Here is a 24,424-nt window from a genome sequence, read left to right as displayed (position 1 = left end):
AGCTTGAATGTCTCGGCACGATGCGGCTGCAGGCCAAATGCGGTCCAGATCCGACGGATGGTGGTATGCGCGAGGTTTTTCAGCCTTCGTCGCAGTCGAAGTAAGTCGGCGCGATGCTATTAGCACCGATGCGGCGATCCAGTCGGCTGCCCAGGCCCGTTCATAAGTGTCGTCGATACGGGCCAGCGGCTGGAGCGAAACGGATGCCTCGTCGCCTTCCGTCAGCCCACCGCCAAGATCATGCCAGTCGCCGCCCATGGAAAAGTATGTGGGAGCGGGGCTTCAAAGCCCTCATCGACGATCTCAAGAACGAATATCTCAGCTCGACACCACCCTGGTTCGCGCCCCCCGCCAAACGGGGTCTGGTTGCCGCTTCCGTCTGTGAAACGGTTGCGCTTGATTATTTCCCAGCGAGGGCAAGAAAATTTTTCAATGGCCGGCTAATCGCGTGCCAGCGCCACGACGGGATCCAGTTTTGATGCATTGCGGGCGGGGATGAAGCCGAAACCGATGCCGATCAAGCTCGAGCACACCAGCGCCATGATCATTGAAGCCGGCGAATAGATAAGCTGAAACATGGTGCTGAACTGGGCGAAAAATGCCCCGAACCCCGCGGCGATCAAAACACCGAGCACGCCGCCGATCAGGCAGACCAGTAGGGCTTCAATGAGGAATTGTTGGAGGATATCGCTCTGGCGCGCACCGATGGCCATGCGCACGCCGATCTCGTTAATTCTCTCGGAGACTGCGACCAGCATGATGTTCATCACGCCGATACCGCCGACGAACAGCGATATGCCTGCGATGCAGGCAATAAGCAGGGCAAGGGTCCCCGTCGTCGCCTGGATGGTTTTCTGCAAGCTGTCCGTATTGAAGATAAAAAAATCCTGCTCGCCATGGCGCTTTGTCAAGAAGGCCGTCACCATCTTTTCGGCCTCGGCCGGATCCATCGTATCGTTGACGCGCACCACAATGGATTGCAGCGTGCGAGATCCTGTCATGCGTGTCTGCACGGTCGTATATGGCAGGAACACTTCGAGGTTTTGCGCCCCACCCATCCCCGCTTCCTCTGCCTTGACGACACCGATGACACGTACCGGCGCATCTTTCAGGAGAACGATCTTGCCGATGACCGAACCACGTTCATGGGGAAAGAGGGTTTTTTTCGCATTCTCGTCAATGACCGCCTCCTGCGCCATATCGTTAACACTCTGCCTGTCGAAGAAGCGCCCCTCCAGAAGCTTGCTGTTGCGCGTGGCAAAGTATTGGTAGCCCACACCGCTTACCCTCACGCTGACTTCCTTGCCCCCCACCCGCACCGTTGATGTGGTTGAACTCGCAGGCGTGGCGGCCATCACATAAGGTAATTTGGCAAGCTCGATCGCGTCTGCCACCGTCAGTGTTGTGATCTGCGCCGCTTTCAGATCGCCGAAGCCCCGACCGGGACTGATATAGAGCGTATTAGTGCCGAGGTCGCTGATCTGGTCGAGAATTTGCTTCTGGGAACCCTGACCGAGAGCCACCACGCAGACCACCGACGCTGTGCCGATGACGATGCCCAACATCGTTAGGAATGTGCGCATGCGATGTGCATTCATAGAACGCAAAGCCATCGCAAAGGCTTCGTTGAAACGGTCACGCATCCCGCCGTACGGTTTCGGCTTTTCCAGCTTGCTATGCACGTCGGCATTGCTCGCGCCATCGCTGTGGACGGTACCATTTCGCCTATCGGCAATGATCATACCGTCATTGATCTCGATGATGCGCTGGGCACGCGCCGCAACATTGCGATCATGCGTGACGATGATGATTGTACGCCCTTCCCGATTCAGCTCCTGAAGAATGCTGAGGACGTCTTCGCTGCTGTGGCTGTCGAGCGCTCCGGTCGGCTCGTCGGCGAGAATGACATCGGCATTGTTGATCAGCGCGCGGGCAATTGAGACACGCTGTTGCTGACCGCCAGAAAGCTGGCTCGGCCGGTGATGCTTCCGCTCGCCCATGCCGAGACGCTGCAAGATGGCTTCGGCCTTTTCGCGACGCACATCACGGCGCTGCCCGGCATAGATGGCAGGGATTTCGACATTGCCCACCGCGTCCAGTTCATTCAGCAGATGATAGCGCTGGAAAATAAAGCCGAAATGCTCGCGCCGCAGTTCCGCCAGCTCATCAGCTTCAAGCTCCGAGGTCGAGCGTCCAGAGATCAGATATTCCCCCTCGGAGGGTCGGTCGAGGCATCCGAGGATATTCATCAACGTAGATTTGCCTGAGCCGGACGCACCGATGATGGCCACCATCTCTCCGCGTTGAATGGTGAGATCGATATGGTGAAGTACAGTCGCGAATTCATCACCTGAAGGATATACTCGAGTGATGCCGTTGAGCGCGATCAGAGGGGTTTCGCTCATGTCACGTACCGACGGCGACCGCTGGAGCTGGCGTTTGATTGTCAGTTACAATCCTGTCGCCCTCCTTCAAGCCCGAGCGGATTTCGATATTGACCTTGTCGGTAATACCGGTCTCGACCTCCCGGTCCTCTATGGCGCCGTTGCCCGTGATCACGCGAACGGTCGCCTTATCCGATAAACCCGATGCCCGCAGCGCAGATACGGGAGCCAGAAGCACGTTCGTGGCCTTGGCGAGAACGATGTGAACCTCGGTCGTCATATAGGTCCTGAGCAACCCGTCCGAGTTTGGAACACTGAATATTCCCTTGTAGTAAATAGCCGACGGGATCGCCCCGCTCGATGCAGGAGCACTGCTGCTCGAACTGAAGCTCTTGTCATTGACGATGGAATCCGGCGCCGGCTCGATCCGTTCGAGCTTCGCTTCATAGCGCTTTGAATTCTGGCCGGAAATGGTGAAGTAGAGCGGCAACCCTTCATGCACCTGGGTGATATCCGCTTCGGAAATATCCGCCTCCACGGTCATCTCGTCCAGTTGCCCCAGAATTGCAATAGTTGGCGCGCTTTGTTGCGCGTTGACGGTCTGGCCTTCCTGAACCACCGTGACCAGGATGGTACCATCGATGTGAGCCGTAATACGAGTATAAGCGAGGTTGGTTTCGGCAATCTGCACATCGACCTTCGAGGCAGCAATGGCTGCTTCGCTGTTGGCAAGCTGCGCCTGCTTCGATTTCAGCGTGGCGACGGCCTTGTCATATTCGGATCTGGCGACTGCATTCTTGCCGATCATCATCTGATTGCGCGCAAGATCCTGCCGCGCCAGTTCGAGATTCGCGATATTCTCATCGCGAATGGCCTCGTTTCGCTGCAAGGTCGCCTGAGCCTTGTTGAGCTCATTTTGCTGGTTAGTCGAATCGATGAGTGCCACGACCTCGCCCGCCTTGACCTTCTGTCCGGGTCTCACCTTGAGAGACAGGATCCGGCCTGTCGCTTGCGCGCCGATGCCCACAAGCCTTTTCGGCCGCAGCGTCCCTGTTACAAGCACCGAGTTTTCTATATCGCCGCGCCGGACAGTCGTCGTGCTTGGAATCGGCTCATCCTGCGTCCAGTGGCGGAGAGTGAAATAGGCTCCGATCAGCAATACCGTCAGAATAGGGAGCCAATGATGCCAGCGGAAGCGTCGCTTTGACCGGGTTTTCATGACGGCCTTGTATCTGTTGCCGGCGAGGCCGGTATCGCTGGTTTGACGAAATGCGGTCCGGTTGGGCCGTCAACGATTTCCGGTTTGCTGACGTCGATGCGGCCGTTCCAGCCACCCCCCAGCGCCTTCTGCAGGGCGACGTAGCCGAGGACGAGGTCCGTTCTGGCCTGGGCAAGACCGGTCTCCGCATTCAGGAGGTCTCTTTGCGCGGTTAGCACATCGATAAAACTCTTCGTGCCGGCCCTGTATTGATCGAGGGTCAGTTCATTGATTTTGCGGCTATTGCTCACGATTCGCTGCTGTTGGGCGACACGCAAGCGATTCTGGTTGAGCGATACGCTTGCATTTTCAACCTCGCCGAGCGCCGTCACGATGGTCTTGCGATAGGCGATGAAAGACTGGTCGCGAGCGGCTCTGGTCACTTCGACATCGGCGTTCAGCTTGCTACGGTTGAAAATCGGCACGCTGAGGCTCGGCCCGAAACTCCACCCGATCGTGGACAGCCGGGCCAGATCGCCGATCTTCGCGCCGCCCGTATTGATGTCGCCGCTCAACAAAATCCTAGGATAAAGGGCTGCCTGTTTCTGTCCGATGCTGGCTGTCAAGCTCGCATATTCACGTTCGGCCGCGCGAATATCCGGCCTGCTCAGGAGCAGATCGGCCGGCAATCCGGCTGAAACCTTGCGCGGAACGGAGGGAATGGGGTGGGTTTTGTCGAGCACGGCCGCGAGCGCGGACGAGGAGCGGCTCGTCAGAACGGAAAGTTTGTTGAGATAGGTCGCGTAATTGATCCGCAGGCCGGGTATCTGGGCTTCCGTGGATGCCGCCTGCGTTTTGGCACTAATAAGATCGACTTGCGATATTTGACCGGCCTGAAGCTGGCTGCGCGTGAGAACAACCGTCTGGCGCTGCGATGCCGCGTTGCGTTGCGCAATGGCGATGTTTGCCTGCACGCCACGCAGCTGCGCATAATTGGTTGCGATATCGCCAATCAGGGTGACGAGCGCCCCACGAAGCTGTTCATCCGCCGCCTCGATATTGTAATAGGCGGCTTCAACGCCTCGATGATTGGCCCCGAACAAATCAAGCTCCCACTGGGTCTTGAAACCTAGGCTCGATTGGCTCGACGCCGCCGTGGAACCGTTATCGGAGCGCATGTAGTTTCCGCTTCCGTCCAGAGAAGGAAAGAGAACGCCGCCTGCGGAAGCATAATTGGCCCTCGCTTGCCGCACCTTTGCCTTGGCAGTTGCGACATCGGGACTTGTAGCAATGCCATCCGCGACCAGTTGATCGAGTACGGGATCGTGGAGGTTCTTCCACCAGTCACCAAGGCGCGGAGCCTGCGTACTGGCTTTGCTATTCCATTTGGACAGCGCCAACACCACAGGTTTCTCATAGTCGGGGCCGACGGCCATGCATGCCGTCGTCAAGGGCAACAAGGCCGCGATTACGGTCAGGCGGGAAAGGGATTTCGTCAAAAAAACAGATCCTGAAATATCGATGTAGCATCGCGCGTATAGCTCTTCCGAAGAAGAGCGACCATTCTGTTGGGGTCGCACCACAATATGCATCTATGCTGAGAGACCGCGCCAACTGCCAGACGCTGGTGTCATTGACACTGGCACGCGACGAGGTTCCTGTTGGCCTGTGGCTGTTATGCCCGACAGTTGGACCGGCGATCAGGATCGGATGGCAAAAGCTGGCGTTGCCGAGCGATTGCGCGCGTCCCGCATCAAGCCGGAGATCGCGCTTCATGAGATCGATCGGCTGATCTCGGCAAATATCCGGTTTGTCACCGTGCTTGCTGACACAGCTATGGTCCGTCAGCCGCTCCGCCCACTGAAAAAAGTCTCTGCGGTCGCGTCCTGTGTCGTGCTTACCGTCTATGGACGCGACCGAGATTACTAAATCTACCATCAATTACTGACAGTTAGAAGTTCTATGCAGGTTTGCACTGATATGTATTATCACTCGAACGATAACACAGCAGTGTGCCCTGCTGATCCAAACAATAGCCAGCCTGGTTAGCATCATGCAAATCCTGGCAAGTTGGCGTTCCAGGGCCGCCAGGCCCTCTAGGCACGCCAATAAGATCTGCTTGGGATACCCCCATTGCAGCGCCTAATGCAGCAGAAACAATTGACAAACACAAAATTGCTTTTTTCATAATTACCTCCATGAATGCAAAATTTAATCTTAATGAGGACGGGAGCATATCAACACGCCAGGGGAGCCATCGGTGCATATGCGTCCATGCCCATCACGGCAGGGGAATGTTGGATTATTGTAATCGCATGTTGGCAAAGTATCCGCCGTTGTAGCGGGAACCGTATCCGCATACGTGATAAATGCGGTCCCGGACAAGGCAGCAAAAATGATAGATAGAGACAAAATTGTTTTTTTCAAAAAATCACCCAAAAATTATTCTGCAAATTAATAGTCTGCGGAATTATGCTGCGCCTTTCCGACCAGTCCAGCAATTCCATTTCTATGGGCCCAATTTTCATATCCCAAGAAATTTAATTTCCTTCTCTTCGGTCAGGTGGACAAAAGCTCTCCAGAGTAATGCTGAAGCAGAAGACATCGCCGACTACCTCTTCAAAATAGCCACAGAGCACATGGCGCTGCCCGATCGCGAGATGGCGAAGCTGTCCGAGACAGCCGCAGCAGCAATCGTGGCCCTCCGATCAAACCGCTAGTCGGAGGTCAGCTTCGAGCTACCTGCGGTGCTCACCGGACGGATACCAAGCGTGGACAATGCCCCAGAAGCGACAGCCTGACAAAGCTCCCGGTCCGGCAGAGGTAAACCCCGATTTGTGAGACAGGCTTTAAGGTAGATCGCTCAGTGAAAAGGACGCTCTGGCATGAAGACTGCAGACGGTCTACGGCCGAGTCAAGGCCAAGGTTGCGCCGTGTTCAAGGCTGATGTTCAGGCCGGGTATACTCAAAGAAGACTTGCGACGGTTCCCGTGTGGCCTGCCATAGCTATTTAATGAGGCTTTCGAGTGAGAGGTCGGTGATAACTTCATTGGCAAGAGCAGGTTTCCAAAGGTTTCGCCAAGGGTCAGAACTTCGCGGAAAAATCCGCCCGGAACCGTGGTCGCCGGCGTTGCTGGCGATCTGGCCGGAGTAGGAGACGCCCAGAGAGGCCTTGGCTGAAAGACTGAAATGAAGTCCAGCCTCAAGCAGCACGGCGTCCTCGGCGATGGGCGTTCGGCAATCGTGAATGCGTTACTGCCAGTAAATGCGAAACTGGACAACGGCGTTACGTCACCGAAGGCATGACGCCAGCCGACCATGCCGCTTGCTGTTGCCTGGATCGCTCCGATACTAAAGCCTGTCGAGGCGCGCAACCCGAGCGTGGTGAAGTCACGTCCGCGTCGGAACTGAGGGTTGTAAGTGCGGCAGCACCGCCGTTCTCATTGAAGCCGTCAGTGTGGACGTTGACATAGGCGAGATTGCCAAACGGCTCAAAGGCAAAGCTGCCATGGTCGACCTTATAGCCAAGTTCGCCAAACACCTGGGTCGTTCCCGCGTCGTAATCGGCCGACAGTTGGTCGCTAACGCCAGGAAAGGCGACGGATCGCACGGTCTCGATGCTGTGCCAAGTGTAGGCGGCACCTGCCCTGAAGCCGAGAGCGCCCCATCGGGTGCCGCCATAGAGCCCAAGGTGATAATCGTCGCTGTCGCCCGAGGAGGCGCGCTTATCCAAATCGAAGGACGAGTGGCTGTAGCCGGCAACAACGCCAAGTCGCCAGGTTTCCGTGACGAAGCCATCCGCGCCGATCAGCAGACCGCCGATTGACCGATCCAACGCCGCGGCATTGCCATCACCGTCCCATTCCACCCAGGAGCCGAGTCCCTGCACCCATACGGCAAATCGGTCGGTGTCCGAAGAGGTTGGGGCGAAGACATTGGCGCTCTTGCCTTCCCGCGCCAGAGCTTCGTCGGGACCATACCCCATCACTGGTAGCGATGGACTGGCGACCGCATCAAATCGCAATCCGCCTTCAAGCGGCCGAAGCCAGTGGTCTGGCCCGTTCGATTCGCTCACGCTCACGCGGCGAGTGCATCGCTTCCCACAAATCGGTGCGGCGCTGCACGTTCAGCCAGAAATCGGGGCTATTGCCGAACACGCGCGCCAGTATGAGCGCGGTCGGGGCCGTGACGGTTCGCCGGTCATTGCAAAGCTCGTTCACATGCTTGCGCGGAACGCCCATTGCCTCGGACAACGCCGATTGCGTCAATCCCAAAGGCTGCATGAACTCTTCCACCAGGATTTCTCCGACTGTCGCCGGCTTACGTGCGGTCATAAGCATTCCTGTCACCTCATCGATAGCTGTGGTCGTCCAGATAGAGGCCAGACGCTTCGCCCTTGTTTCCATCCCATCGGAACACCAGCCGCCATTGCTTGTTCACGCGGATGGAATGGAAACCTTCGAGATTGCCTTTCAGCTTCTCGAAATGATTGCTCGGCGGCACACGCAAGTCCTGATCGGTCGCCGCGTCGTCGATCATCTGGAGCTTGCGGAACAACCGGCTTTCGAGATCGGCCGGGATATTGCGGGAATGAACATCATCCACGAAAAACGCCCGCAGCCATTCGTCCCGAAACCCTGCGATCATTCCCTGCCTCCAACACTGTCACAATGTACCACCTAACGGTACATTCCGCAAACTGTTTTCTTCATTATCGCGACGGTTCCGCCGCCCTTCCCTTCGTCGGAAGTGGAGCGCTGCGCTCCCACTCCCGCCTTATTCAGCTTCCCTGCGAAATGTCGGGGCGAAGGCGGGCAGTCAAGGATGGCTCAGCCACCGCGCAGCGGCTTGTCCTTGAGGGGCCGGCTTGCAGAAACCACCGATATGGACAGGAAGGCTGCATGGGCGAAACGTGGGGCCACGTTCTTTCGCGGCAAATCGCAGCGATCTGCAAAGCCAAATGTTCGCGACAGCAGCAGCGCTCAAACGCAACCGGGCGGCGCGCAACCGGCACAGGGCAGCACAGGCACGGCATGATATGCGCACTTGGCAAGTTGAGCGCCGCAGGCGCACACGACACCTGATCGAACTGGGCGCCTCGTCGTCAAATCAGGCGTCGTTGAACTGACCGGCGATGATCGCGCCATGATCTTCGGCGCGCTTCTATGGATGGCCGAAAAGCTCAAGGGCGATCAGGCCGAACAGGCGCGGGCGTTGTGGTTGGCGAAAGGGAATAATGCATTTGAAGATGGTGGGGCGCGTCTATAACAGACGGCGGTACTCAATCCTGCGCGAAAACTGGCGTGGTCCGCCCTCCTGACCGAAAGCAAGTAGCCAGGTGAATCGGTTCCCGCAACCAGCCATGATGGGACGAGCGCGCCTGCATCTCACCCTCGCCGTCCGGCACGTCACCCGCTGCTTTTTGGTGTCGAAGAACATTTGCGAAAAACACGGGAGGTCAGGAAGGGGGTCGGTTCCCGCTCGGGGCGAAATGACACCCTAAGAGTTACCCTAAAAGTAATTCTCCAGTGCGAGCCCCCTGACAGTCATCGGGTCTTAGCGTTTGCCATCGATCTGCCGATTATGGTGCATGGCCTTGACGTCTCCGACAATTGCTGTAGTTTACCTAAACGTTTAGGCTGGCTATTGGGAGGATGGCTTGGCGCGTTCAACAATCCGAGATATCAGCCGGGTAACTGGCTTTTCTGTCTTCACGGTCTCGCGCGCGCTGGGCGGTGGTGATGGCGTTTCCGAGCAGAGCCGCGAGCAGATTCTCAAGGCGGCACGCGAACTCGGTTATGTCGTGAACCGAGCAGCTCAGGAATTGCGGCGGGCCAAGCGGGATTCCGTGGCGGTTATCACCGCGAGCACGTCAAACTCCTACTATCTCGACCTTATGGACGGCATCCAGCAGGCGCTCGATCCGTCCGAATGGACCGTCGTTATAGGCGACGTCGCGGTCGACGGCGCCTATGAAGCGCGGCTGGAAGCGCGCATGATCCAGCGTCTCATCGAATCGCGAACGGCCGGCGTGATCTCCGCTCTGACGCTCCAACCCGAGCATACCGAGCTCCTGGCGAAATGGGACATTCCCGTCGTCTTCGTCGATTCCTCGCCGCCGCCGGAGGCCGCGCATTTCCCGAGCGTCACGACGAACAACCACGAGGCCAGCCTGATGGTCGGCCAGCATCTCGCCGAGCATGGCTACAAGGACTGGCTGTTCCTCGTCTATCCTTCGAAATGGTCATCGCGCTTTGGTCGCGAAAGCGGCCTTCGTGAGGCCGCGCTCCACCACGGCGCGAACCTCGTCGTTCTGGAGACGGCCAACGACGCGGCCTCGGCCCGCGAAACGCTGGCGCGGCATCTGGACGGTCGCGAGGCGCCGCCGCATGTTCTCATCGCCGGCAACAACCCGCTGCTGCTGGGCGCGATGGAGCTCTTGCGCGAACGCGCAATCCGTATTCCCGCCGACATGGCGGTGGTGGCCTATGACGAATTTGCCTGGTCGACGCTCACCGATCCGCCAATCACCGTGCTCAACGAGCAAAGTGCGGAGATTGGTCGGCGGGCGGCGATGATGCTGCGCGAGATCATAGAAAGGCAGGAGGCGGCCGAGCGCAAGGGGAAGCCCCCGAGCCCGGTCTACCTGCCAGAGCATCACCAACAGGTGCCGGCGCGGCTGATGCTGCGCGGTTCGTGCGGCTGCGCGCTGCACGGCGGCGGCAGGAACGGTTCCTTTCAGGCGGCTTGAGCGGAAAACCATGCCGGGGAGGAGAGAATTCCGACGATCGACCTAAACGATTAGGTTTTGGAGTCGGAAATGCAGACATCGCGGTGATTGTCGCGAAACTTAACGCCAGGAGGCCGTCCGTCACATCACGGCGGGCGATCAAAAAGGAGGAAACCATGCGATTCAAAACCTATCTGCAGCTTGCGGCAACGGCATCCGTCCTTGCCCTCGGCTCCATTCAGCCGGCTGCCGCCCAGAATGTCTCGAAGAAGATCGAAAAGATCGGCCTGATGGTGCAGGACATGTCCAACCCATTCTTTTCGGCCATGACCAAGGGCGCGGAAGACGCGGCCAAGGCGATCGGCGCCACCGTCAACACCCAGGATGCGCAGCTCGACCTTGCAAATCAGAACACCCAGATCGACGCCTTCATCCAGCAGGGCGTGAACCTCATCGTCATTTCCGCCGTCGACGAGGCCGGCATCGAGCCCGCCATCCTTCGTGCCAAGGAGGCCGGCATCATCGTGATCGCGGTCGATACCCCAGCCAAGGGGGCGGATGCGGTGATCATGACAAATGCGGTGCAGGCGGGTGAACGCTCCTGCGACTATCTGTTCAAGCAAATGGGCGGCAAGGGGGAGGTGCTGTTGGTGGACGGCACGCCGATCCAGACCATCATCGACCGCATCACTGGCTGCAAGAATGTCGCCAAGAACTATCCGGACATTAAGATCGTCGGCCAGCAGGCCTCGAAGAACGACCGCGCCTCGGGCCTTGCCGTCACCACCGACATGCTGACGGCGAATCCGGACGTCACCGGCATTTTTGGCATGAACGACCCATCGGCGCTCGGCGCGGTGCTTGCCGTCGAGCAGGCCGGCAAGGCCAGCGGGATCAAGGTGACCGGCGTCGACGGCAGCCCGGAGGCAGTCGAGGAACTGAAGCGGGAGGGCTCGCCCTTCATCGGCACGGCGACGCAGAACCCGGCCGAGATGGTGCGCCAGGCCGTCAAGGTGGCGGAAGCCATGGCTGCCGGCAATCCGCCCGCCGAAAAGACGATGCTGATCGAGAGCGTGCTCGTCGACCGCGAGAACGTCACTCAGTATTCCGGCTGGTAAGACGCGAGCGTACGGCCACGGCTGGAAGCGGTCTCTCCCCCGCTTCCAGCCACCCGATGCGAGGTACATGACATGTCCCATCCCCTGTTGAACCTTGAAGGCATTTCCAAGCGGTTCGGCGCGACGCTCGCTCTGAACGATGTACGTTTCGATCTCCGGGCAGGAGAGGTGCACGCGCTCATGGGAGAGAACGGCGCCGGCAAGTCGACGCTGATGAAGATCCTCGCCGGCAATATCGAGCGGGACACGGGCACCATCCACATCGATGGGCAGGCAGTCGACATCCGCTCGCCGCGCGATGCCGCCCGGCACGGCATCGCCATCATCCACCAGGAGCTCAACACGGTGCCCGAGATGACGGTCGCCGAGAACCTCGCGCTCGGCCGCGAACCAAGGACTCGCTTCGGCATGCTTGATCGGGCACTGATGGAACGGGAGGCGCGTGAAAAACTGGCGCGCATCCATTCCACGATCGATCCGCGGCGCAAGCTGGGCTCGCTCAGCGTCGGCATGCAGCAGATGGTCGAGATCGCTCGCGCGGTCGGCGAGAATGCCCGTGTGCTGGTGCTTGACGAGCCGACCGCCGCCCTTTCGCGCGCCGAGGCGCTCGAGCTCTACAAGCTCATCGGGCAGATGCGCGCGGCCGGCGTCGGCATGGTCTACATTTCCCACCGCATGGAAGAGGTCTGGCAACTCGCCGACCGGGTCACCGTCTTCCGCGACGGCGCTTATGTCGGCAGTGGCATGCTCACCGAGATCAGCCCGGCCGACGTGGTTCGCATGATGGTTGGGCGCACCGTGGCCGACCTCTATCATCACGAGCCGCGCCAGCCGGGGCGCCCGCTATTGACGGTGAAAGGCCTCGTGGGTCCGGCTGTCGGCCCGGTGGATCTGACGGTCCGTGCCGGTGAGGTGGTCTGCATGGCCGGCCTCATCGGCTCGGGCCGCACGGAAGTCGGCCGGCTGATTTTTGGCGCGGATGCGCGAACGCAGGGCGACGTCGAGATCGACGGGCGCGCGAGCGCTCCGGCAGATCCGACAGAGGCGATCGCCGATGGCATTGGCATGGTGCCGGAAAACCGCAAGGAGCAGGGCCTCTTTCTCGACCACGCCGTCGAGGACAACGTCGCCATCAGTTCGCTCGACCGCTTCGTGTCGGCCGGCGTCATCCGGCGACAGGAGCGGCGCGCGGCCGTGCTTGGCGAGATGGAGCGGCTGCGGCTGAGACTCAACGCCATCGACCTGCCGGTCAAGGCGCTGTCGGGCGGCAACCAGCAGAAGGCGGCCCTCGCCCGCTGGCTGCTGCGCGATTGCGACGTGCTGATCCTCGACGAGCCGACGCGCGGCGTCGACATCGGCGCCAAGCGGGAGATCTACGAACAGATCGACGGCCTGGCCCGCGCGGGCAAGGCGATCCTTGTCATCTCCTCCGACTTACCCGAGGCGATCGGTATCAGCGACCGCCTGCTCGTCATGCGCGAGGGGAGCATCGTCGCCGAACTGGAGTCGTCTCAAACCTCAGAAGAAGAAGTGATGCTGCATGCCACCGGCACGGTGGCGAAAGCAGCCAGGACGGGAGTGCACGTATGAACAGCGATCAGACCAATGCGATGAGCCCGGCAAAGCCGGCGCGCGAACCCTTCGATTTTGCCCGCTGGTGGGATCGCGTCGGCATCCTCATGGTGCTCGTAGCGCTCGTCCTCTTGATGGCCGCCATCGCGCCCAACTTCAATCGCGTGGACAATCTCCTGAACATTGCCCGCGCCATCTCCATCAACGCCATCCTTGCCGCCGGCATGACCGTGGTCATCCTGACGGGCGGGATCGACCTCTCAGTCGGCTCGACCATCGCGGTTTCGGGCGTCGTCGCGGTGATCGCGGCGATTGCCGGCGTGCCGGCACCGCTCGCGGTGCTGACCGGCATGGCGGTGGGCGCTCTCTGCGGCCTCGTCAACGGCTGGCTCACCGCCTATCTTGCGCTCGCGCCCTTCATTGTGACGCTCGGCACGATGACCTTCCTGCGCGGCCTTGCCTATACGATCACCGACGGCCAGCCGATCGTCTCGTCAGGTCTCAACTTCCGCGATCTCGGCAACGGCTATGTCGGACCCATCCCCGTTCCGGTCATCATCATGGTCGTCGTCTATGCGGTGGTCTGGTTCGTGCTGGAGCGCACGCGCTACGGCCGCCACGTCTATGCCGTCGGCGGCAATGCTGAGGCGGCCAAGCTCGCCGGCGTGCGTGTCAAGCGGGTCGTCACCTCGGTCTACGTGCTGGCCGGCGCCTGCGCGGGGCTTGCCGGCGTGATCTTCGCCGCCCGGGTCATCTCGGCCCAGCCGACGGCCGGCACCGGCTACGAGCTCGATGCCATCGCCGCCGTGGTGCTCGGCGGCACGAGCCTTGCTGGTGGGCGCGGCCGCATCGTCGGCACGCTGATCGGCTCGGTCATCCTCGGCGTGCTCTCCACCGGCCTCATCCTGCTCAATGTGCAGTTCTTCACCCAACTCCTCATCAAGGGCGCGGTGATCATCCTTGCCGTTGCCATCGACAGCCTGAAGCAGCGCCCGCTGTTCCTGCGCTCCGGCGGGCCGAAAACGCCGAGCAAATCCTAATCCTCCTCTCGCCTGCCTGCGCCCGTGGGCAGGCTTTTTTCTCGATACTTTTCGGAGACATACCATGGCCTATTCCGTCCTCATCATCGACCCGCTTCAAGGCGCCCGCGATCATGAACCCGTCGTGTTCGAGGTCGCGGCGGAACTCGGCGAGCCACTGTGGTGGGCGCGAGACGATGCCGGCAACCGGGTGCTGTGCCAGCGCCTCGAAGCCGACGCCGTGGCTGGTAGGACGCGCTTCGTCGCTTGCGTCAGCTTTGCCGGCACCTGCCGGCTGACGCTGGAGGCGCCGGTCGATCCGTCCGAAAAGCCGGCCGGTATCACCGCCCTCGAAGGCAGAGAGGCCGACTGCTTTGCGCGCCTTGACACTGGCGCCTTTGACCTTGAGCTCTGCTCTGGCACGGCGAAGGGCCTTGGTTCGTCGAAATGGGGCATCCGGCATTTCAAGGCGCTGGCGGACGGCTTCGAGCTCCTGCCCTCCGGCAACAACGCCATCGGCGGCTTCTACGGTCCCTTCTTCACGCCGGAAAACGGCCTGATCAACCCGCCGGAGCATACGACGGTGCGTATCGAGACGGTCGAGCGGGGGCCGGTCCTCCATCACTACCGCATGCATGGCGTGATTCCGGACGGGCTGCTGGAGGAGCTGAAGGACAAGCACTTCAGCATCGACTGGAAGTTCACCTATCGCACCTCCTGGTTTCAGCGCCGCTACACGGTCGATCCATTCCAGACTGTCATCAACGGCCGCTCTGTCACCAACAAGATCACGGTGGGCGACGAGTTCGAGGGCGGCAAGGGCGAACTGGTCTTCGACCGCTTCGCCGCCTTCGGCGGCACGCGCTACCGGGTTGGCGATCCCTATGCCGGCGAGCTCGTTGACATGGTCACCGACACTGTCGCCAATTCGGACAATCAGAGCCAGAAGTTCGAGGAATTCCGCGGCCACCTGTCGGATATCGAATCGGCCCATTGGGACCTCTATTGGCGCCTCTTCTGCGCCTGGGAAGGCGTGCTCAGCGAGGCGGAATTGCGCGACCGGCTGGCCAGGGTACGCGCCAGCGCCCATGTGAAGGCCGATCTCCGAGACCGGCCTTGGATCCTAACGGATAAGCCAATCGACGTGTCCGCCGTACCGCATGAAACCATCTTCCCAGGCCCGGCCGACAAGACGGTCGAATATCACGAGGAAAGCGGCCGAGCGATGATCTGGTGGACCTCAAAACCCTCCGGCGCATTCCAGATTGTCCAGCGTCGCCAGTCTGGTTGGGTGAATTGGGGCAGCAATGGCGAGAATGAGTGCCCGGAACTGCCCGTGGGCGTGGAGATCAAGACCGCCTATGGTCCATTCGCGGAACGATGGGAGGAGGTTGCCCTTCAGCTTGAGACGCCACCGCGGCTGGAATCCTAGGAGAAGAAGCGACTTCTTTAAGGGGTTTCACTCAAGTGTGTAAGATCGAGAACGGCCAGCTGGCACCTTCACGCGCGAAATTCCATTGCTCAACATCCCCATCAGGATGTGACGCGTGGCATTGCCTGACGGCACACATCAAGTGCTTCACATGGCGGCGTTTTTAGGGCAGCCCCGGCTGGGGCGGAATGACCCCTAAGGCATTGATCGATGTCGTTGGACAATGTCGGTCGGTAGCAATTCCGCGTCAGCGAACCGCTTGCTGGATCGGCTGGAGTTATTGCTCGGTCTGGAAATCGATCCACAGATTCTCGGAGGCATACCGCCACACCGCATCGCGCGCCTGCGCCGGCAGGGCGAACGGTATTTCACCGACGGCCTGCGCGATATCGGTTCGGACCGGCGATGGGCGATCCTCGCCGCCGAACGGCGGCGGCTCGCATGGCATCTGCCGGACGATTTCAATACCCTGCCTTTCAGCAAGCGCGAAGAAATTCTGGAATGGGTTCGCCGGGTGATCATCTCCGGCTCCACCGATTACGGCGCTTTCAGGCCACAGCAACCAGACAGCGATACGCTATTCGTTTTCCCGCCATTTCCTATGGGGGTACGTTCTCATCTCGATCCACTACAGGCGCTCCTGATTATAATGTAGACGCAGATGGCGGTTCGATCGAAGATCCTGATCTGCTTGCCGGCGTTGTCGATGCCCCTCCCCGGCTGGCAATGGAAATGGCAAACCTGGTCCGTTTCAAGACGGCCACGCTGACGACGCTTGGATTTCAGCGGAATGGCGTTTGGGGCGAAGAGACGGCCTCGCAAAAGATCGAGCATCTCGGCCTGATGTTCGGCGCTCTGGCGGCATCGCCGAAAAGCGCTGTGAAAGGGTACGGAGTTCCGCTTGGCCAGTTGACCTTCGGCCTGCTCGTCTTCCCAGGCATTTGGGACTGGTACCTGCAATGGCGCGAAAGGCGCCGCGGCTTCTATACCAAATGGGAAGAGGACATGCTGAGTGTTCTCCTCGGCATGGTTCGACCGGACACCGGCTGGATATGGCAACACCCGGAACTGGTCGGGAATGTGAAGCCGATACCAGGCTTGATCACAAGCGCTGAGATTGCATTCGCCCGGAAGAACTGGCACGCAGCTTGCGATGTTTGCTTCAAGCATGCCTCACAGCGATCCAGGGAAATTCAGCGGGTGGCGCGTATTCATCGCGATCCGTTCGAACCAATCATGTGCATACTCGAGGCGGAAAGCCCACTGGCCGAATACCGCAAGATCACGGATGAGATCCTCAAGCGGATGCCCGACGAGCGTCGATATCCTCGCGCGGCGGCCGAAGCGGTCCGGTCGTTCCTGATGCTGCGCCTTGGACTCCATCTCGGCCTACGCCAGAAGAATCTTCGGCAGTTGCTCGTATGCCCACGCGGTCACTTCCCAACATCGGAACGTCGGCTGGAAGACACGAAGCGTGGCGAAATCCGCTGGAGCGAGCGGGACCGAGGTTGGGGGGTGCTGATCCCGTCCAACGCCTTCAAAAACGCCAACTCTTCGTTCTTCGGCTCTAAACCGTTCAGGCTTATCCTTCCGGATCTCCAGGACCTCTACACATATCTCAACGCCTATATCGAACGCCATCGCGGCGTGCTGCTAGCTGGCGCCGAGGATCCCGGCACGCTGTTTGTCAAGACCGTGAAGACGACAAGCAAGGACGCATCCTATAATCAGACGAGCTTCTATGAGGCGTGGCGGTTGGTGATCCAGCGATACGGTATTTACAATCCTTATACCGGCCGCGGCGCTATCAAGGGACTGCTTCCCCACGGACCGCACAATGTCCGAGATGTTCTGGCTACCCATATCCTGAAGCTGACGGGCTCCTACGAACAGGCGAGTTACGCAATCCAGGACACGCCGGAAATGGTGGTCAATCACTATGGCCGCTTCCTGCCACAGGACAAGGCTGCACTGGCAGCACGCATTCTCAATAAGGTCTGGGAAGCGGCGTAACCCAACCGCCGCTTCCGATGTGCATGAATTTTTAATGAAAATACTTGCACAATCTGCCCTCTGCCCTCTGCCCTCTGCCCTATCTTGGATAGTCAGGTGACAAACATGGCCAGATTGGACGAACTGAAACAGAACCTTGTCCCGGGCAAGGTTTACCGCAGGGAGGACCTGACGCGATGGACTACCTCGGTGGATCGGGACATCAGGAAGTTGCTGGACGCTGGCGAGCTGACAAAGCTCTCCGGCGGCGTCTATATGCGCCCGAAAACCACCAGCTTCGGACGCGCTCCGGCCAGTGACCGTGATCTCGTGGAAACGTTTCTTAGGGACAAGCGGTTTCTGCTGCTGACGCCTAATGCCTATAATGCGCTCGGCGTCGGCGCCACACAGCTTTATAACGAAACCGTTGTGTATAACAGGAAGCGCCATGGCCGCTTCAAGCTTGGCAACCGGGTCTATGATTTCCGGATGAAGCCCGAATTTCCGGCAGTTGCAACGAAAGAATTCCTCCTGGTCGATCTGGTCAATAATCTAAAGCGGCTTGCCGAGGACGAAACCCAGGTATTGGAACGCGCGAAGGTGGTGGCGAGAGAGCTTGATCAAGGTGCTTTGCAGCAGGCCGCTGATGACTATGGCGGCGTGCGAGCGAAGAAGTTCTTCAGAAACGTTTTCACCGAGACGGGCGCTGTCGATGGCTGATTATCTACACCGGCATCCGGAATTTCCTGACCTGCTCCGCATTGTCGGCGAGGAAATAGGCATTCTCCCTCTTCCGCCTGAAGCAGGCTGGTTATTCCTTTGAATTGAAAGGTGGCACATCCCTCTCCAAGGGTTTCGGAATTATCAACCGCTTCTCCGAAGACATCGATCTCAGGATAAATCCACCTGGGGGAATGACTGTTGCTATAGGCCGCAATCAGGATAAGCCGAAACAGATCGAAAGCCGGCGGAACTTCTATGACAGGCTTGCCGAAGAAATCTCGATCGACGGAATAGTGAGCGTCGAGCGGGATCATGTCTTCGACGACGAGAAGTTTCGAAGCGGCGGCATCCGGCTGCATTATCCCGCCGCGACCTCCGATGAAACGGACCTGAAGGAAGGCGTCCTCCTGGAACTCGGGTTCGACGATCTCACACCGAACCGGCCGGTCGACATCAGCTCATGGGCATACGATTTCGCAGCCGACAAGGTGGACATCACGGACAATCGCGCGCTCGGCATCGCCTGTTATCATCCCGGCTATACACTCGTGGAAAAGCTACAAACCATCTCCACGAAATTCCGCAAGCAGCGCGAAACCGGCGACTTTCCCGCCAACTTCCTGCGCCATTATTATGATGTTTATGCGCTTCTCGGGAACACCGAGGTCTTCGAATTTCTCGGCGGCGACAGCTACTTCGCTCATAAGAAAAAGCGGTTCCGCTCTGAGGAGCGGGATCTGACGGTCAACCCAGCCTTCAATATCACCGACGAGGCGGTCTTCGCCGAATATCAGGCAGCCTATAACAGCACGAGGTCTTTGTATTATCGAGAGCGCCCCATCTTTGAGCAGATCATTGAGCGCATAAGAGAATTCGCACCGCGGCTTTGATGAATTGGAGCCATCGCCTTGAAGGGTCTGTTGTCGCTAGCCGGATCATCCTTTGCGTACTGGATGCAACGCGGATGGAAGAGATATGCCCTTACGCCAAGGCAAGGATCGGTCCCTCGATAAGCCCCATCAGCTCTCCGAAATATCCCTCGGAACGGGCCCGTTGTGTCGGGTCCGACGTGATGGCGATGGCCAGCCGGCGTTCAGGATGCGCCGCGATGATCTGCCCGCCAAAGCCCCTTGCGAGGACGAAGCCGGACTCCGACAAAAACCAGCCATATCCATATTCCAATCCGGAAAAGGGCGACCGGCCACGGGGAACGAGCGAGGCATTTATCCACTTTGCCGGGACCACCCGCCGACCCTCAAATCGCCCTTCGTCACGCAGCATGACGGCGATCTTGAGCATGGCCCGGGGGCTCAACGCCATTTCGTTGCCGCCCAGGTGATATCCTTGGGGATCGCGGGTCCAGGGCGGCACCTCGAAATCCATCGGCGCGCCAAGCCGGGAACGCGCCTGCTCGAGCAGGCTCTCTCCCGTCGCCTCCGCGAGCGCAGCGCCCAGAATATGGGTTGTGCCGGTGGAATAGATCATGCGGCTGCCTGGAGATGCCACCATCGGGCGCCGCAGCGCAAAGGCAAGCCAATTGTCCGAACTCACCCAACGGCCATAGTTGGGGCCTGAAGTGGGTTCGAGCCCCGCCCGCAGGCTGACGAGATCCTCCATCGTGATGTCCCCCACCCCCTCGGTTGGGTTGGAGGGAATGATCCCAGGGGCGACATCGCCCAGCCGCGCCTTGACATCGGCGATCTCACCGCGGTCAATCGCCACTCCCAGAAGCAGGGCTACCAGGCTTTTCGCGCATGATTTTATATTGGCCAAACCATCGAGGCCCGGCCCGCGAGGGGCTTCGGCAAAAAGCACGTCCTCGCCGCGTTGCACCTGCAGCGAGTGAAGTTGCGTCATACCTTCGATTTTGCCACGCAGATCTTCGATTGCCTGCGCATGAGCACGCAGGACGAACGGCATCGCCAGACCGCTGGCAAGCAGGGCGGCAAAGCTGCGGCGCGTAACCATGTTGAGCCTCTTCGATGTAGGACGCGTGGCGGCATTTGGCCGCTGACCGAGTCTTATCCGGTTTATTCGGCGAAATGCCGGCATCGGCCCTGACATTTACGTGATCAGCGGGGACGAACGATGCCAGCCGGATGAACGGACTTCCTCAACGAGACCGCCTGGATCTATGCGATCCAATGACGATAAACGTCGAAAAGCATTTTCACGGAGGTTATAGCGAGAAAGATGCCGAAGAGCCGGCGCAGCCATTTGGGGTCGATCGTGTGAGCCGTCCTGGCGCCGAGCGGCGCAAAGAGCATGCTCGTAAGCGCAATGGCGACAAAGCCGGCACCATTGACATAGCCCAGTGAGAGGGGCGGAAGGCCGCTCGCCTTCCAGCCATTGATCACGAAGCCGATGGCACCAGGCAGGGCGATGATCAGACCAATGACGGAAGCCGTTCCCACGGCGCGTCGCACCGGGTAATTGCACAGGCTCAATGTGGGGACGGTCAAAGTGCCGCCGCCAATGCCCATCAGCGTGGAAATCGTTCCGATGGCGGTGGCCATCAGCGCCTGAAACGGCTTGGCCGGAAGGCTTTTCACCAGATGCATCCCTTCGGGGGTCAGCAGCATGTGCAGCGCGACCAGCGCCGCGACGATCCCGAACACGGCGGTCAGCAGGGCGCCCGGCGAGACACCCGCCAGGACGACGCCGATGAGAACACCGAGCGCGACAAAGGGTGCCCACCATTTCAACAATGCCGTGTCCACCGCGCCACGGGCGCGATGCGCCTTGATCGACTGAAAGGATGTCGGGATGATCGTCGCCAGTGATGTTCCCACCGAGATATGGGCGCGCAGGGCGACATCGACATCGAACGCCGCCAGCACATGATAGAGTACCGGCACCACAACGATGCCGCCGCCCACACCCAGAAGCCCCGCCAGGAAGCCGGAAATGCAGCCGACGAGCGCCAGACCGATAGCGAAAGGAAGCAGGAAGGCGATGCTGTACATGAAGCGATCCATGAAACCCGCCTGGCCGGAACCCCCACCGGGCGGAGATGGTGAAGCAAAACCGGAGAACAGCGACGAACGCGGCCGCCATCGGAGGCCTCGCAAAGTCATTGCGGCTCCAGCCGGGCATCGCCACCCACTTTACAGACGGCGATGCCCGGCAGTCGGCGGAAATCACACGACGCGCGTGTGAATCTCGCCGACCCCGTCTATGCCACCATGAATTGTGTCGCCGCGCGCAACCGCGCCGACGCCTGCGGGTGTGCCGGCAAAAATCAGATCGCCCGCCTGCAATTCGAAAAGCCCGGAGAGATAGGAAATCATCTCCGGCACCTTCCAGATCATCTGGTTGAGATCGCCGCTCTGGCGCAACTCGCCATTCACCTTCACCCAGATGGATCCCGCCGTTGGATGGCCGATCTTCGAAGCCGGGATGAGCGGTGTGCAGGGCGCCGACGCCTCGAAGGATTTACCGGTTTCCCAGGGGCGGCCAAGCTTCTTGGCCTCGCCCTGCAGATCGCGCCTGGTCATGTCGAGGCCGATGCCATAGCCATAGACGTGCTCCAGCGCCTTCTCGACCGGAATGTCGGTGCCGCCCTGGTTCAAAGCCACCACCAGCTCGATTTCATGGTGCACGTCGCTTGTCTGGGATGGGTAGGGGAAATCCTCGCCCGAGAGGAGAAGCGCGTCCGGATTCTTCTGGAAGAAAAACGGCGGCTCACGATTGGGATCGTGGCCCATTTCGATGGCGTGATCGGCAAAATTGCGGCCCACGCAATAGATGCGATGAACCGGAAACAGCGCGTCGCTCCCCGAGACCGGCAGGGTCGGAATGGGCAAAGGCGCGAAGAGGTATTTTTCTCCAGAGGTATGCACGTTCATTATCTTTCTCCAGCATAATATTCGATGCGTTTTTCGAAGATTTCTATCAGCGCGGACAGGAGCATCGCCGCCGCGAACAGAATCATGGTGAGAGCCCAGAAGTTCTCCATTTCAAAACTGCGGGAGAAGAGCTCGAACAGTTCCCCATAGCCGATGATCGATACCAGGATCTGGCCGATCACAACACCTTTGACCCCGCGTATCAGACCGATGCGGATGCCTGCCAGGATTTCCGGCAAGGCCGAAAGCAGGATGATCCTGACGAAGAGCGTCCAGCCATTCGCCCCGTAGCTGCGGCCCATCTCGATCAACGATGACGGCACCTGCATGACCCCTGCCCGCGCGTCGAGGACGATGATCCAGACCGCGAAGAGGAAGACCGTGACGACGACAGTCGTCTCGCCAAGACCGAAGAGGATCATCAGCACGGGAACAAGGGCCGAGAGCGGTGCGCTGACGAACATGTTGACCCAGAGGCCCATCAGATTGTCGACGGCCTTGAACCGGCCCATGAGAATACCGAGCGGAACGCCGACGCCGATTGCCAACGTCATGCCGAGCGCAAAGCTGCGCAGGGTGATGATCGAGGCCGCCTGCCAGGAGCCGGTCTGCACCAACTTTATCCCAGCCTCGAAGATCCCGCTCAGCGGCGGGATCAGGAAGATCAGATCGAGCCGACCGACGATCTCCCAGAGCAGTCCCCACACGATGAGCGACGCCATCATCGGGATGCGGTGTCCTGATATAGTCATCGCCGCACCTCAATCCGCATATTGCCTGAGCCCGTCCCAGATCTCCTCGACGGTGTCGAGATAGGCTGGTGCGCGGCGAATGTCATCCGGCGAAGCGCTTCGATCAATATCTGGATCGATCACCTGCGATACCCGGCCGGGGCGCGGCGACAGCAACACAATGCGGTCCGAGACATAGACGGCCTCCTCAATGGAATGCGTGACGAAGATGAAGGTCTTCTTCTCGATTTCGATCAGCCGGAGCAGATCCTCCTGGAACTTGCGGCGGTTCTGCTCGTCGACGGCCGAGAAAGGCTCGTCGAGAAGCAGCACGTCCGCGTTGACGGCGAAGGCACGGGCGATACCGACGCGCTGGCGCATGCCACCGGAGAGCTCATGCGGATATTTGTCCTCGAAACCGGCGAGCCCCACCTTCTCGATATATTGCATCGCCACCCGTCTGCGTTCTGCGGGGCTGACACCCCGCAGCTCAAGCCCGAAGGCGACATTGCGCATCACGGTTGCCCAGGGCATCAGGGCGAAATCCTGAAAGACGAAAGCACGTTCGGGACCTGGACCGGTAACGACCCGGCCGTTGACACGGACTTCCCCCGAACTGGCGGGGATCAGCCCGGCTATGATCTTAAGCAGCGTGGTCTTGCCGCATCCCGACGGCCCCAGGAGGGTTGTCAGCTTGCCGCGCGCGAAATCGAGGTCGATATTACGCAGCGCCTCGACGTCGGCATAGGTCTTTGAGACGCCCCGCACCTCAACGACGGGATCGTCGCTGGTCGCCGCGGCATCGATGTGGACATGGGATCGAACGGCTTGCGGCATGTTACCTCTTCCTCTTTTCAGGACGTAGGAACCGGAGCTCGAAACGTTGCAATCCGGCGAGCGTGACGGTCGAGACGACGATGATGGACGCCACGGCTGCGTACATATGCGCATAGTTGGCGACGGAGCGGTGATAGGTGATGAGATCGCCGACACCCGTAGGCGTGATCAGCAGTTCGGCCAGCATGACGCCGATGAATCCGGCGGCAATCCCCAGCCGCAAACCGGCGAACATGACCGGCGAGGCATCGGGAATGATGATCTTGACGATCTGCTGCAGACGCGTGCCCTGGAACGAGCAGCACATGGCGATCAGCGACGGGTTGGCGTGGCGAACCGCCTTGTAGGAGTTGAGCACGATGACCGGCAGAGCCAGCATGATGACCGCAAGTGTCTTTGCCGTCAGGCCGATGCCATAGACGAACGTCACCAGCGGCACGAGGGCGGCCATGGGTGCTGCCTGCAGCACGATGAAGACCGGCGCCATCAGCCATTCAGCTTTCTGCGAAAGCCCCATCACCACGCCGATGACGATGCCGAACACCGCGGAAATGGCAATGCCCAGGATAAGGGGCTGCAACGTCAGGAAATAGGCATGCGCCATCGTGCCGTCGAGCACCATTTCCACGAAAGCCGCCACCGTCGCGGAGAAGGTCGGGAACGCGATACTGATCGGTATCAGGCCGGCAATCTCCCAGGCGCTGAAGAGAAGAGCGAGAGACGCGACCGACCAAAGCGCCGGCCTGGCGTCAAATGCCCGGCCGAGGAGCTGGACGACATTGATCGGGTTTTTGTGCACCCCAGTCACGTCTCCCAAATTAACGGATGAAGACATCGTCT

At 59.8% G+C, this 24,424-nt stretch carries 19 protein-coding genes and 4 pseudogenes; 10 read left to right on the top strand and 13 right to left on the bottom strand.

Going from position 1 to position 24,424, the window contains the following annotated elements:
- Nucleotides 1-440 precede the first annotated feature (440 nt).
- The 3 genes from ATN84_RS22580 to ATN84_RS22570 are packed head-to-tail and all read right to left on the bottom strand — an operon-like array spanning nt 441 to nt 5,081.
- The gene (locus ATN84_RS22580) at nt 441-2,405 is read right to left on the bottom strand and encodes a MacB family efflux pump subunit (protein ID WP_068884750.1); all 1,965 of its coding nucleotides are present in this window, start codon (nt 2,403-2,405) and stop codon (nt 441-443) included.
- Between the two features lies 1 nt (nt 2,406).
- A complete protein-coding gene (locus ATN84_RS22575) occupies nt 2,407-3,543 on the bottom strand; it encodes an efflux RND transporter periplasmic adaptor subunit (protein WP_244491172.1) in 1,137 nt (378 codons plus the stop codon).
- Nucleotides 3,544-3,599: 56 nt separating this feature from the next.
- On the bottom strand, nt 3,600-5,081 hold the full coding sequence (locus ATN84_RS22570) for an efflux transporter outer membrane subunit (protein ID WP_153020346.1): 1,482 nt from the start codon (nt 5,079-5,081) through the stop codon (nt 3,600-3,602).
- A gap of 41 nt (nt 5,082-5,122) precedes the next feature.
- Between ATN84_RS22570 and ATN84_RS27090 the strand changes: the two are divergent.
- Nucleotides 5,123-5,412 (top strand): annotated as a pseudogene (locus ATN84_RS27090) (transposase); the annotation flags it as partial.
- Between the two features lie 130 nt (nt 5,413-5,542).
- Here ATN84_RS27090 and ATN84_RS27085 read toward each other — a convergent pair.
- From ATN84_RS27085 to ATN84_RS22550, 4 genes and pseudogenes are all read right to left on the bottom strand, one after another.
- Nucleotides 5,543-5,770 (bottom strand): hypothetical protein, encoded by a 228-nt coding sequence (locus ATN84_RS27085; RefSeq protein ID WP_153020344.1) that lies wholly within the window; start codon nt 5,768-5,770, stop codon nt 5,543-5,545.
- A gap of 715 nt (nt 5,771-6,485) precedes the next feature.
- Nucleotides 6,486-7,567, bottom strand: a pseudogene (locus ATN84_RS22560) (autotransporter outer membrane beta-barrel domain-containing protein).
- Nucleotides 7,568-7,613: 46 nt separating this feature from the next.
- Nucleotides 7,614-7,922: a HigA family addiction module antitoxin gene (locus ATN84_RS22555; protein WP_068884745.1), complete on the bottom strand. Its 309-nt coding sequence runs from the start codon at nt 7,920-7,922 to the stop codon at nt 7,614-7,616.
- A 10-nt stretch (nt 7,923-7,932) separates the two neighbouring features.
- The gene (locus ATN84_RS22550; RefSeq protein WP_068884744.1) at nt 7,933-8,229 is read right to left on the bottom strand and encodes a type II toxin-antitoxin system RelE/ParE family toxin; all 297 of its coding nucleotides are present in this window, start codon (nt 8,227-8,229) and stop codon (nt 7,933-7,935) included.
- A 391-nt stretch (nt 8,230-8,620) separates the two neighbouring features.
- Here ATN84_RS22550 and ATN84_RS22545 point away from each other — a divergent pair.
- The 9 genes and pseudogenes from ATN84_RS22545 (at nt 8,621) to ATN84_RS22505 (ending at nt 19,058) form a co-directional block, all read left to right on the top strand.
- Nucleotides 8,621-8,850: pseudogene (locus tag ATN84_RS22545) on the top strand (conjugal transfer protein TraD).
- A 391-nt stretch (nt 8,851-9,241) separates the two neighbouring features.
- Nucleotides 9,242-10,333, top strand: a complete 1,092-nt coding sequence (locus ATN84_RS22540; RefSeq protein ID WP_068884743.1) for a LacI family DNA-binding transcriptional regulator — start codon at nt 9,242-9,244, stop codon at nt 10,331-10,333.
- A gap of 155 nt (nt 10,334-10,488) precedes the next feature.
- Nucleotides 10,489-11,430 carry an ABC transporter substrate-binding protein gene (locus ATN84_RS22535; RefSeq protein ID WP_068884742.1) on the top strand — a complete coding sequence of 314 codons (942 nt, stop codon included), beginning with the start codon at nt 10,489-10,491 and terminating at the stop codon, nt 11,428-11,430.
- Between the two features lie 72 nt (nt 11,431-11,502).
- A complete protein-coding gene (locus tag ATN84_RS22530; RefSeq protein WP_068884741.1) occupies nt 11,503-13,020 on the top strand; it encodes a sugar ABC transporter ATP-binding protein in 1,518 nt (505 codons plus the stop codon).
- A complete protein-coding gene (locus tag ATN84_RS22525; RefSeq protein ID WP_068884740.1) occupies nt 13,017-14,042 on the top strand; it encodes an ABC transporter permease in 1,026 nt (341 codons plus the stop codon). Before ATN84_RS22530 ends, ATN84_RS22525 begins: the two co-directional genes overlap by 4 nt.
- A 64-nt stretch (nt 14,043-14,106) precedes the next feature.
- The gene (locus ATN84_RS22520; protein WP_068884739.1) at nt 14,107-15,453 is read left to right on the top strand and encodes a hypothetical protein; all 1,347 of its coding nucleotides are present in this window, start codon (nt 14,107-14,109) and stop codon (nt 15,451-15,453) included.
- Between the two features lie 259 nt (nt 15,454-15,712).
- A pseudogene (locus ATN84_RS22515) lies at nt 15,713-17,466 on the top strand (hypothetical protein).
- Nucleotides 17,467-17,571: 105 nt separating this feature from the next.
- On the top strand, nt 17,572-18,165 hold the full coding sequence (locus tag ATN84_RS22510; RefSeq protein ID WP_068884738.1) for a hypothetical protein: 594 nt from the start codon (nt 17,572-17,574) through the stop codon (nt 18,163-18,165).
- A 104-nt stretch (nt 18,166-18,269) separates the two neighbouring features.
- On the top strand, nt 18,270-19,058 hold the full coding sequence (locus tag ATN84_RS22505) for a nucleotidyl transferase AbiEii/AbiGii toxin family protein (protein WP_244491170.1): 789 nt from the start codon (nt 18,270-18,272) through the stop codon (nt 19,056-19,058).
- Nucleotides 19,059-19,149: 91 nt separating this feature from the next.
- Here ATN84_RS22505 and ATN84_RS22500 read toward each other — a convergent pair whose 3' ends face one another.
- The 6 genes from ATN84_RS22500 to ATN84_RS22475 all read right to left on the bottom strand — a co-directional run bounded on the left by ATN84_RS22500 (nt 19,150) and on the right by ATN84_RS22475 (nt 24,419).
- A complete protein-coding gene (locus ATN84_RS22500; protein ID WP_068884737.1) occupies nt 19,150-20,136 on the bottom strand; it encodes a serine hydrolase domain-containing protein in 987 nt (328 codons plus the stop codon).
- A gap of 164 nt (nt 20,137-20,300) precedes the next feature.
- Nucleotides 20,301-21,146: a sulfite exporter TauE/SafE family protein gene (locus tag ATN84_RS22495; RefSeq protein ID WP_068884736.1), complete on the bottom strand. Its 846-nt coding sequence runs from the start codon at nt 21,144-21,146 to the stop codon at nt 20,301-20,303.
- A 162-nt stretch (nt 21,147-21,308) separates the two neighbouring features.
- Complete coding sequence (locus ATN84_RS22490; protein WP_068884735.1) at nt 21,309-22,016, bottom strand: fumarylacetoacetate hydrolase family protein; 708 nt, start codon at nt 22,014-22,016, stop codon at nt 21,309-21,311.
- The gene (locus tag ATN84_RS22485; RefSeq protein ID WP_068884734.1) at nt 22,016-22,768 is read right to left on the bottom strand and encodes an ABC transporter permease; all 753 of its coding nucleotides are present in this window, start codon (nt 22,766-22,768) and stop codon (nt 22,016-22,018) included. The genes ATN84_RS22490 and ATN84_RS22485 overlap by 1 nt, the downstream gene beginning before the upstream one ends.
- A gap of 9 nt (nt 22,769-22,777) precedes the next feature.
- A complete protein-coding gene (locus ATN84_RS22480; protein ID WP_082766439.1) occupies nt 22,778-23,584 on the bottom strand; it encodes an ABC transporter ATP-binding protein in 807 nt (268 codons plus the stop codon).
- A 1-nt stretch (nt 23,585) separates the two neighbouring features.
- A complete protein-coding gene (locus ATN84_RS22475; protein WP_082766438.1) occupies nt 23,586-24,419 on the bottom strand; it encodes an ABC transporter permease in 834 nt (277 codons plus the stop codon).
- Nucleotides 24,420-24,424 lie beyond the last annotated feature (5 nt).

The organism is Paramesorhizobium deserti, from assembly GCF_001558695.1.
Taxonomy (GTDB): Bacteria; Pseudomonadota; Alphaproteobacteria; order Rhizobiales; family Rhizobiaceae; genus Paramesorhizobium; species Paramesorhizobium deserti.
Note: the sequence above shows the minus strand (reverse complement) of the source record. Positions and strands in the feature narration are given on the sequence as shown.